8 protein-coding genes and 1 other RNA gene are annotated in these 8,577 nt (G+C 62.5%); 3 read left to right on the top strand and 6 right to left on the bottom strand.

What is annotated here, in order from left to right:
- Nucleotides 1-5 precede the first annotated feature (5 nt).
- Together mraZ and rnpB are read right to left on the bottom strand one after the other, a co-directional pair.
- Nucleotides 6-434 (bottom strand): division/cell wall cluster transcriptional repressor MraZ, encoded by a 429-nt coding sequence (gene mraZ, locus ACI0FO_RS00045; protein WP_006226256.1) that lies wholly within the window; start codon nucleotides 432-434, stop codon nucleotides 6-8.
- A gap of 368 nt (nucleotides 435-802) precedes the next feature.
- Nucleotides 803-1,207, bottom strand: an RNA gene (gene rnpB / locus ACI0FO_RS00040) — RNase P RNA component class A.
- A 144-nt stretch (nucleotides 1,208-1,351) separates the two neighbouring features.
- Here rnpB and ACI0FO_RS00035 point away from each other — a divergent pair.
- The gene (locus ACI0FO_RS00035; RefSeq protein ID WP_416023183.1) at nucleotides 1,352-3,181 is read left to right on the top strand and encodes an ATP-binding cassette domain-containing protein; all 1,830 of its coding nucleotides are present in this window, start codon (nucleotides 1,352-1,354) and stop codon (nucleotides 3,179-3,181) included.
- Nucleotides 3,182-3,320: 139 nt separating this feature from the next.
- Here ACI0FO_RS00035 and pyrC read toward each other — a convergent pair whose 3' ends face one another.
- Both pyrC and ACI0FO_RS00025 read right to left on the bottom strand, forming a co-directional pair.
- Entirely contained in the window at nucleotides 3,321-4,385 is a 1,065-nt protein-coding gene (gene pyrC, locus ACI0FO_RS00030; protein WP_416023181.1) for a dihydroorotase, read from the bottom strand.
- A gap of 9 nt (nucleotides 4,386-4,394) precedes the next feature.
- Nucleotides 4,395-5,588 carry a M20 aminoacylase family protein gene (locus ACI0FO_RS00025; protein ID WP_416023179.1) on the bottom strand — a complete coding sequence of 398 codons (1,194 nt, stop codon included), beginning with the start codon at nucleotides 5,586-5,588 and terminating at the stop codon, nucleotides 4,395-4,397.
- A 147-nt stretch (nucleotides 5,589-5,735) separates the two neighbouring features.
- Between ACI0FO_RS00025 and ACI0FO_RS00020 the strand changes: the two genes are divergently transcribed.
- Nucleotides 5,736-6,014, top strand: coding sequence for an SWIB/MDM2 domain-containing protein (locus ACI0FO_RS00020; protein WP_006217453.1), 279 nt, complete (start codon nucleotides 5,736-5,738; stop codon nucleotides 6,012-6,014).
- A gap of 183 nt (nucleotides 6,015-6,197) precedes the next feature.
- Here the strand turns inward: ACI0FO_RS00020 and gcvA are convergent, their stop codons facing one another.
- Entirely contained in the window at nucleotides 6,198-7,073 is an 876-nt protein-coding gene (gene gcvA / locus ACI0FO_RS00015) for a transcriptional regulator GcvA (RefSeq protein ID WP_416023177.1), read from the bottom strand.
- Nucleotides 7,074-7,211: 138 nt separating this feature from the next.
- Between gcvA and ACI0FO_RS00010 the strand changes: the two genes are divergently transcribed.
- The gene (locus ACI0FO_RS00010; protein ID WP_416023175.1) at nucleotides 7,212-7,817 is read left to right on the top strand and encodes a LysE family translocator; all 606 of its coding nucleotides are present in this window, start codon (nucleotides 7,212-7,214) and stop codon (nucleotides 7,815-7,817) included.
- Between the two features lie 73 nt (nucleotides 7,818-7,890).
- On the opposite strand, the gene ACI0FO_RS00005 is transcribed toward ACI0FO_RS00010, so the two are convergent.
- Nucleotides 7,891-8,256: a DUF4870 family protein gene (locus ACI0FO_RS00005; protein WP_199196724.1), complete on the bottom strand. Its 366-nt coding sequence runs from the start codon at nucleotides 8,254-8,256 to the stop codon at nucleotides 7,891-7,893.
- Nucleotides 8,257-8,577 lie beyond the last annotated feature (321 nt).

Raw genomic sequence — 8,577 nt, 5'->3', positions numbered from 1 at the left:
ATTTTTCAGAACGAAAACTGATTCAACACATCCGGCATACCCTTGGCCAAGTCTTCAGCCTCGCGGCTGGCCAGGGTAGCGGCGTCCCACAGCTCGAAGTGCGCGCCCAGACCGAGCAGCATCACATCGCGCGTCATACCGGAAGCGTTGCGCAGTTCAGGCGCGATCAGGACCCGGCCGGAGCCGTCCAGTTCCACGTCCTGAGCGTTGCCGAGCAACAGCCGCTGCAACGCACGAGCCGTCATGGGAAAGGCGGCGATCTGTTCGCGCTTCTTTTCCCACTCCGGCCGCGGGTACACCAGCAAGCAGCCGTCGGGGTGGCGGGTCAGGGTCAGCCGGCCATCTGCCTGCGACATCAGCGCGTCACGATGCCGGGTCGGAATCGAGATCCGTCCCTTGGCATCCAGCGTGAGTGCGCTGCTTCCCTGAAACACCACTTTTACCCCACTTAATTGCACAATTTCCTACTATTTCCCACTCTACGGTATGGCACAGGGGCGGTCAAGCGCGTGGTTGCAATTTTTTCAATCACAACAAGGACTTAGACCAATATGTAAAACCGCAAAAAGAAAAACCTCCTAATAAATCAGGAGGTTGCGACGCACACTACAAGTCCTTCTTCAGAAGTAGCGCCTAAGGATGACTTTGCATTGTTTTACGAAGGGCCGGATCGCCCGTTCTGGCGAGGCTTCCCGCCCGACGCACCGCCCGTGGCCGTCAAAAAAATGCCGCGGCCGCCACTGCCGGGCGCAGGCCAGCGCGGCCAGGCTTCAAGCCTGGCCGACTCTCGGGTGGGGATTCGATGCAAGACGGGTCTATAGGCCGGATTCTGTACACCAGGTTTCCCTGGCGGACGATCATTCCTCTGCGCGGATCATTGCTGAGCCGCTCTAGCCACCTACCCGCATGCTTGGACGGAGCCGCCCTTCGCGGCCCGAGGGCCGCACGCATGCCTATTTGATGTTGCTCCGGGTAGAGGTTGCCGCGTTTCACCCTGCGACGCCGCCTTTCGTTGCCGAATGGCGCGATACGGAGATGGCCGTATCTGTGCGTGCAAGCACGCCCGCTCCGCAGTCTCGTCTCTGTGGCCCTATTCCTCAACCGCGCCCGAAGACGCGGCCGGACGGCCGTTAGCCGTTACCCTGCCCTATGGAGTCCGGACCTTCCTCGATGGATTCGCATCCACCGCGATCGCCCGACCCGCCCTGCGGTCCGTATTCTATTACAGGTTGCCGCTCCGTCCCCCACGCTAGCGCCAAGGGGGGCGCGCCAACTTGCCGCAAACGAGCTTACGGGGTTCCTGCGACAATACGCGTTGATCCGCTTAGACGCCGCAAAAACGGCTCGATACATGGCCCTCGCTACTCTCATCACTCTTACCGACATCCAGTTGGCCTATGGCCACCACCCGCTGCTGGACCACGCCGACTTCGCCATCCAGGCCGGCGAGCGCATCGGCCTCATTGGCCGCAACGGCGCGGGCAAGTCGTCGCTGCTGAGGTTGCTGGACGGCAGGACGCTGCCGGACGACGGCGACATCGCCCGCAATTCGGGCCTACGCGTCGCCACGGTCGAACAAGAACCGGAGCTGGACGAAAACGCCACGGTGTTCGACGTCGTCTGCAACGTAGAAGGCGACCACGAAGACTGGCAACGCCCCTCGCGCGTGCGCGCCATGCTGGAAAAACTGGGCCTGCCCGCCGACGCGCAGATCGCCGGCCTGTCCGGAGGCACCCGCAAGCGCGTCGCGTTGGCGCGCGCCCTCGTCGAAGAGCCCGATCTTCTGCTGCTGGACGAACCCACCAACCACCTCGACTTCGACGGCATCGCGTGGCTGGAAGAGATGCTGCGCAGCTGGCGCGGCGCCGCGGTCATCATTACCCACGATCGCCGCTTCCTTGACGCTGTCACCACCCGCATCGTCGAACTCGACCGCGGCCGCCTGCTCAGCTTCCCGGGCAACTTCTCCCAGTGGCAAGAGCGCAAGGCCCAGTGGCTGGAATCCGAACGCCTGGAACAGGCCCGTTTCGACAAGCTCCTGGCGCAAGAAGAAGTCTGGATCCGCAAAGGCGTCGAAGCCCGCCGCACCCGCAATGAAGGTCGGGTACGTCGCCTGGAAAGCCTGCGCGTCCAGCGCGCCGAGCGCCGTGAGCGCATCGGTGACGTCTCGCTGGCGCTGGCGGAAGGCCAGCGCTCGGGCAAGCTCGTCGCCGAACTCGAACATGTCGGCAAGACCTTCGGCGACAAGATCGTGGTGGACGACTACTCCACCACGATCCTGCGCGGTGACCGCATCGGCATCATCGGCCCCAATGGCGCCGGCAAGACCACCCTGCTAAAGCTCATCCTGGGCGAAATGCAGCCCGACACCGGCACCACGCGGCTGGGCACGAACGTGGCCGTCGCCTACTTCGACCAGATGCGCGCGCAACTGGATGAAAACGCCTCGCTCGTCGACATCATCAGCCCGGGCAGCGAATGGGTCGAAATCGGCGGCACCCGCAAGCACGTCATGACCTACCTGGGTGACTTCCTGTTTTCGCCCGCCCGCGCCGGCTCTCCAGTGCGCAGCTTGTCCGGCGGCGAACGTGCCCGTCTGTTGCTGGCGCGCCTGTTCGCCCGCCCCGCCAACGTGCTGGTGCTGGACGAACCCACCAACGACCTGGACATCGAAACGCTGGAACTGCTGGAAGAGTTGCTCCAGGAGTACGCCGGCACCGTGCTGCTCGTCAGCCATGACCGCGCGTTCCTGAACAACGTCGTCACGCAGACCATCGCCTACGAGGGCGACGGCCGGTGGCGCGACTACGTCGGTGGCTACGACGAATGGGTCGCCCAGCGTCCCGCCGCCCGCCCCGCCGCTGCCGCCGATGCAGACGGCGACGTCAAGCCCGTCGACGAAAGCGCCGCCCGCGCGAAGGTCGCCAAGCCCAAACCGGCCAAGGCGACCAAGATGAACGCATGGGACCTGCGCGAACTCGAAGGCTTGCCCGACGCCATCGCCGCTCTCGAGGCGCAACAGGCTGAACTGGCCGGGAAGCTGGCAGACGGCAGCCTTTACCGCGATGCCCCTGCCGAAGTCGATCGCATCAACACCGAGCTTGCCAAATTGGAAAGCGAACTCGAAGAACGATTCGCCCGTTGGGAATTGCTGGAAGCGCGCCGCGACGGCACGCTCTAACGCCATGCGCCGACCTCACGCTCTATATATATAGATATCGCGCATTCATCACACGGTAAAAAAAACGGGGGACCGGCGCACAGCCGCTCCCCCGCTTCTTATTCGCCAAGGCGCGCCGTTTCGGGCGCACTCCCGCCGCTCAGACCTTGGCGCGCCAGGCCAGTGCTTCGCCGGCCGCCAGCGGCACCAGCGTCGTGTTGCCGAATTCCAGCTCGTCCGGCACCTGGTACGTTTCGCGCAGCAAGGTCAACGTGCCGGTATTTCGCGGCAGGCCGTAGAAATCCGGTCCGTGGAAGCTGGCAAAACCCTCCAGCTTGTCCAGCTTGCCCACCGCTTCAAACGCCGTCGCGTACAGCTCCATCGCGTGCAGCGCCGTGTAGCAACCGGCGCAACCGCACGCGTGCTCCTTCAAACCACGCGCATGCGGCGCACTGTCGGTGCCCAGGAAGAAACGCGGGCTGCCACTGGTGGCCGCCTCGACCAGCGCCAAGCGATGCGTCTCGCGCTTCAAGATCGGCAGGCAATAAAAATGCGGACGCACGCCGCCCTGGAAGATCGCGTTGCGGTTGTACAGCATGTGCTGCGGCGTGATCGTCGCGGCGATCGGCCCTTCGGCGTCGCGCACGTACTCCGCGCCTTCCTTCGTCGTGATGTGTTCGAACACCACCTTCAAAGCCGGAAACGCGCGGCGCAGCGGCTTCATGACCCGCTCCACGAAAACCGCCTCGCGATCGAACACGTCAATCGCGGGGTCGGTCACTTCGCCATGCACCAGCAGCGGCATGCCGCACTTTTCCAGGGCTTCCAGCGCTTTTGCGCATTTGCCGAGCAAATCGGTGACACCCGCGTCGGAATTGGTCGTCGCGCCCGCCGGATACAGCTTCACCGCATAGACCTGGCCCGACTCGTGCGCGCGGAAAATCTCTTCCGCCGAGGTGTTGTCGGTCAGATAAAGCGTCATCAGCGGCGTGAAGGCTGCCGGGTTGCCGCCGGCTTTACGCAGCGCTTCCAGGATCCGGCCGCGATAGGCCAGTGCCTGCTCGGTCGTCGTTACCGGCGGCCGCAGGTTCGGCATGATGATGGCGCGCGCGAACTGGCGCGCGGTATCCGCCACCACGGCTTCCAGCGCCGCGCCATCGCGCAAGTGCAGGTGCCAATCGTCGGGGCGGGTAATGGTGAGTTGATTCGTGTTGGGAGTAGACATGGAAGCTTCTTAATCTGCCAGCGGCATGCCCCGTTCTGCCAGCGCGCAGAACATCGCGCTGCCCAGGGGAATGACGGCATCGTTGAAATCAAAATGCGAGTTATGCAGCACGCAGCCCGACTCGGCGCCGCCTTGGCCCAGCCGGAAATACGCGCCGGGCTTGCTTTGCAACATGAACGAAAAATCTTCGGAACCCATCGACGGTACCAGATCACGCACCACGTTCTCCTTGCCGATCATCTCGGTCGCGATGTCGGCCACCAGATTCGCGTGCTGCGGCGTGTTCAAGGTCGCGGGATAGATGCGCTCGTAAATCAACTCGGCGGAACCCCCGAACGCCCCGGCGATCGCCGTAACCAGCTCGCGCATGCGGGTCTCGACCATTTCCTGGACCGACTTGCGAAACGTCCGCACGGTCCCTACCAACTTGGCTTCGCGCGGGATCACGCTCATTGCGCCCGGGTGCCCGGCCTGCATGGACCCGATCGACACCACCGCCGAATCCAAGGGGTTCACATTGCGCGACACGATAGTCTGCAAGGCCGTGATGATCTGCCCCGCGATCGTCACGGGATCAATCGTCTGATAGGGGTGCGCGCCGTGCCCGCCGCGGCCCGTGATCTGGATCTCGAAGCGGTCGGCCGCGGCCATCATCGGCCCCGGGTTGATGCCGATCGTGCCGGGCCGCAGGCCAGGCCAGTTATGCAAGGCGTAGATCGCGTCGCACGGGAACGTGTCAAACAAGCCATCTTCAAGCATGGCGCGGGCGCCACCGCGCCCCTCTTCCGCCGGCTGGAAAATCAGCACCGCCGTGCCGTCGAAATTCCGCGTCTGCGCCAGGTATTTGGCCGCACCGATCAACACCGCGGTGTGACCGTCATGGCCGCAGCCGTGCATCAGGCCCGGTTTGGTGGACTTGTGGCCGAACTCGTTGTCCTCCGTCATGGGCAGGGCGTCCATGTCCGCGCGCAGGCCGATCATGCGCCCGCTGTCGCAGCGCTTGCCCCGGATCACGCCCACCACGCCGGTCTTGCCGATGCCGCGATGCACCTCGATGCCCAGCGCCTCAAGCGCACCGGCCACGATCCCAGAGGTGCGGACTTCCTCGAAGCCTAACTCGGGATGTGCATGCAAATCGCGCCGCAGCGCCGTCAATTCGTCGTGAAATAGGCGAATTGATTCCAAAGGAGATCGTGCGTACATAGGAGGTTACAGAATGACGGGGTAGGGGGGACAGTCTATGCATTTTAGTTGCTACAGAGGATAAATGCCTTTGTCTTTACGAGAGAGACACGTTATGCTCCGGCCGCAGGACAATTTTTCCAACAGCCAGAGAAGGAGCGCCGCATTATGGCCACAACCTCCAAACCCGCGACCGCGCGCAAGCCGAACGCTGCATTCATGAAGCCCCTGACCCCCAGCGCCGAATTGGCCGCTGTCATCGGCTCGGAAGCCGTGCCGCGTACCGAGGTCACCAAGAAGATCTGGGAATACATCAAGAAGCACAACCTGCAAGATGCCAGCAACAAGCGCAACATCAACGCCGATGCCAAGCTGCGTCCGATCTTTGGCAAAGATCAGGTCACGATGTTCGAACTGACCAAACTGGTCAACGCACATCTGAAGTAAGCAGGCAAAGGGCGTACCCCGTACGTCCCTGCCTCTTCGATTGTCGCGACGCCCTGGCTCACCGCCGGGCTAGCACACTCTCCCTCTCGCGCACGCTCCATCTCACGCGCGGCAGCCTGCTCCATATCCCGTGGGCATGGCCTTTCCCCTTGATAGTCCCGTTCGATTCCATCTGGCTGATCGCTAGGATTGGCGCGCCTCTCCGAGCAACCAGCTTCGAAATGCAGCAACCTCCGGACGCTGTGCGGACGATCGCGGATACACGACCCAATAGCTGTAATCGTTAGGTAATGCGTGCTCGAAAAGCCGCACCAAACGTCCGGTCTGCAAATCGTTCGCCGCCAGCATCAAGCGCCCCAACGCAACCCCCTGCCCGTCGACTGCTGCCTGCAGCACCAGTGCCGCATCATTGAAAACCACGCCCTGCGACAGGTCCAGCGCCACATCCACATGCTGGCACCACTGCTGCCATCCCAGGCGCGGTTGGTCGTGCAATAGCGGTACCTGTTTAAGGTCTTCAGGCCGTTTCAATACGGGAGGCCCCGACGCCAACGCAGGGCTGCAGACCGGGCTTAGGAACTCCCGCGCAATCAGGTCTGCCTTGACGCCTGGCCAGCGCCCCAAGCCCGATCGAATCCCGATGTCGAACGTGTCATCGCCGCTCCAGAGTTGCAACGAACTCGTCACCCGCAAATCCACCTCAGGATATCTGGCTCGAAACGTCGGCAAGCGCGCCAGCAGCCAACGTGATGCAAATGACGGCAGCACCGAGATCCGTAAAGGCCGCTCGCGTCTCTCTCGCACGCGCTCCGTCGCCGCCGCCATCCGATCGAAAACCTGCGACAGTTCCGCCAGATAGGCGGCGCCTTTTTGGGTCAGGCTCAACGCATGGCCCCTGCGCGTGAACATGGGCTGGCCGAGCCAGCGTTCCAGTTCCCGCACCTGATGGCTGATCGCCGCCTGCGTGACGCAGAGCTCCGCCGCGGCCTGCGTGAAACTCATATGTCGCGCTGCGGCCTCAAAAGCCCGCAGTGCGCCCAGTGGTGGTAACCGTCGCATTTTCTCAATTAGTGCTGCTTATCGAAGGGATGAGAATAGATCGCTTTGTCGGGTGCCGGAAGCGCTATCTACTGACGGCTTCGGCCGCATTCGGGACCACCGTAGAGACCAGCGGCAACCACAATCAAAGGAACAGTAATGACCGGCTGGGAGAGTTGGGTGATATTCCTGGGCTATGCGGTCCCCATGATCGTCAGCCCGGGGCCAGGAAATACCCTTTTGGCGGCGGCTGGCGGCCGGTACGGCATCAGGGGCACGATGCCATTCTGGATGGGTTTCGAGACTGCCAATCTCGCGCTCTGCGCGCTCTATGGTTTGGGACTAGGCGGCACGCTCCATGAGCATCCACAGCTACACGACTTCCTCAAATGGGCCGGCGCTGTCTATCTGCTCTATCTGGCGTGGGGGTTCTTTCGCGCCTCCAGGGCGCCGGACAAGCCGGTGTGGTCGCAGCAGAAGATGGGGTTCTGGGACGGTTTCATTTGCGTGGCGTTAAACCCAAAAATCCACTCGATGATCGTCGTCATGTTCGCGCAGTTCCTTGCACCGGGCGCGAGCCTCTCGGCGCAGGTCGCGCAACTAAGCGCCGCCTTCGTGTTCCTGGGCCTGTTCTGCCATTTCCCGTGGATCTACGGCGGCCAGGTTATCCTGGGACGGTTCACTTCGCCCAGGGCAGCGCGCATCCAGGCCGCGGTCTTCGGCGTATCGATGCTTATCGTCGCCGCCTATGTCGTCCTGTCCTAGCGTTCCCGGCAACGACGCATGAAAAAGGCCGGCGAACTCGCCGGCCTTTCGTTCTTGCCCTGGGGGTATCACATCAGGTGTAGGTAGTGGGCGCGGCACCTTCCAGCAATGCCAGCCAGCCTTTGATCAAACGATACAGCACCCACACAACCGTGGCGATCAGGCCGATCCAGCCAATAAAGATGTACACGGCAATACCGCTGATGGCCAGCCACAGCATCGCCCACCAGAACGTGCGCAGCATCCAGTCGAAGTGGGCGGCGTATACCGTGCCCGCAGCCTCCGAGCGCTTCAAATACATCAGCACCACGGCAGCCAAGGTCGCGATGCCCAGAATTCCACTCGTCAAAAAGCCCAAGGCGAACAGGCCGTAAGCCACGTGGGTCAACGTGCGCAGATCTAATTTCGTACCGGGCACGGGGGTCTGGGTATCACTCACGATAACGCTCCAACGAATTGACTCGGTCAATCTTACCGCACAAAGCCCCCCCGCCCACGGGCGTTGTTATTTGGGCACATTCAGCATTGGCGCGGCTTGCAGGCTGATTGACTGCCATGCAAAGGTCCGATTACGGGCCCCATGACGAGCCGGATCAAGGCCCAATTTACGGGTGATATCAGTCAGTCATCGCCCAAAGACAAAGCCCCGCCGGATGCCGGCGGGGCTTTGAGGGGTAAGAGCTTGACGATGACCTACTTTCACAGACGTCCGTCCACTATCATCGGCGCGAAGGCGTTTCACTGTCCTGTTCGGGATGGG

It is taken from the genome of Achromobacter marplatensis (genome assembly GCF_049060505.1).
In the GTDB taxonomy this organism is placed as follows: Bacteria; Pseudomonadota; Gammaproteobacteria; order Burkholderiales; family Burkholderiaceae_B; genus Achromobacter; species Achromobacter marplatensis_A.
Note: the sequence above shows the minus strand (reverse complement) of the source record. Positions and strands in the feature narration are given on the sequence as shown.

What these genes read in the sequence shown, in the direction of transcription:
- ACI0FO_RS00035 (WP_416023183.1), top strand. Translation starts at nt 1,352, where the DNA reads ATGGCCCTCGCTACTCTCATCACTCTTACCGACATCCAGTTGGCCTAT.
- pyrC (WP_416023181.1), bottom strand. Translation starts at nt 4,385, where the DNA reads ATGTCTACTCCCAACACGAATCAACTCACCATTACCCGCCCCGACGAT.
- ACI0FO_RS00025 (WP_416023179.1), bottom strand. Translation starts at nt 5,588, where the DNA reads ATGTACGCACGATCTCCTTTGGAATCAATTCGCCTATTTCACGACGAA.
- ACI0FO_RS00020 (WP_006217453.1), top strand. Translation starts at nt 5,736, where the DNA reads ATGGCCACAACCTCCAAACCCGCGACCGCGCGCAAGCCGAACGCTGCA.
- gcvA (WP_416023177.1), bottom strand. Translation starts at nt 7,073, where the DNA reads ATGCGACGGTTACCACCACTGGGCGCACTGCGGGCTTTTGAGGCCGCA.
- ACI0FO_RS00010 (WP_416023175.1), top strand. Translation starts at nt 7,212, where the DNA reads ATGACCGGCTGGGAGAGTTGGGTGATATTCCTGGGCTATGCGGTCCCC.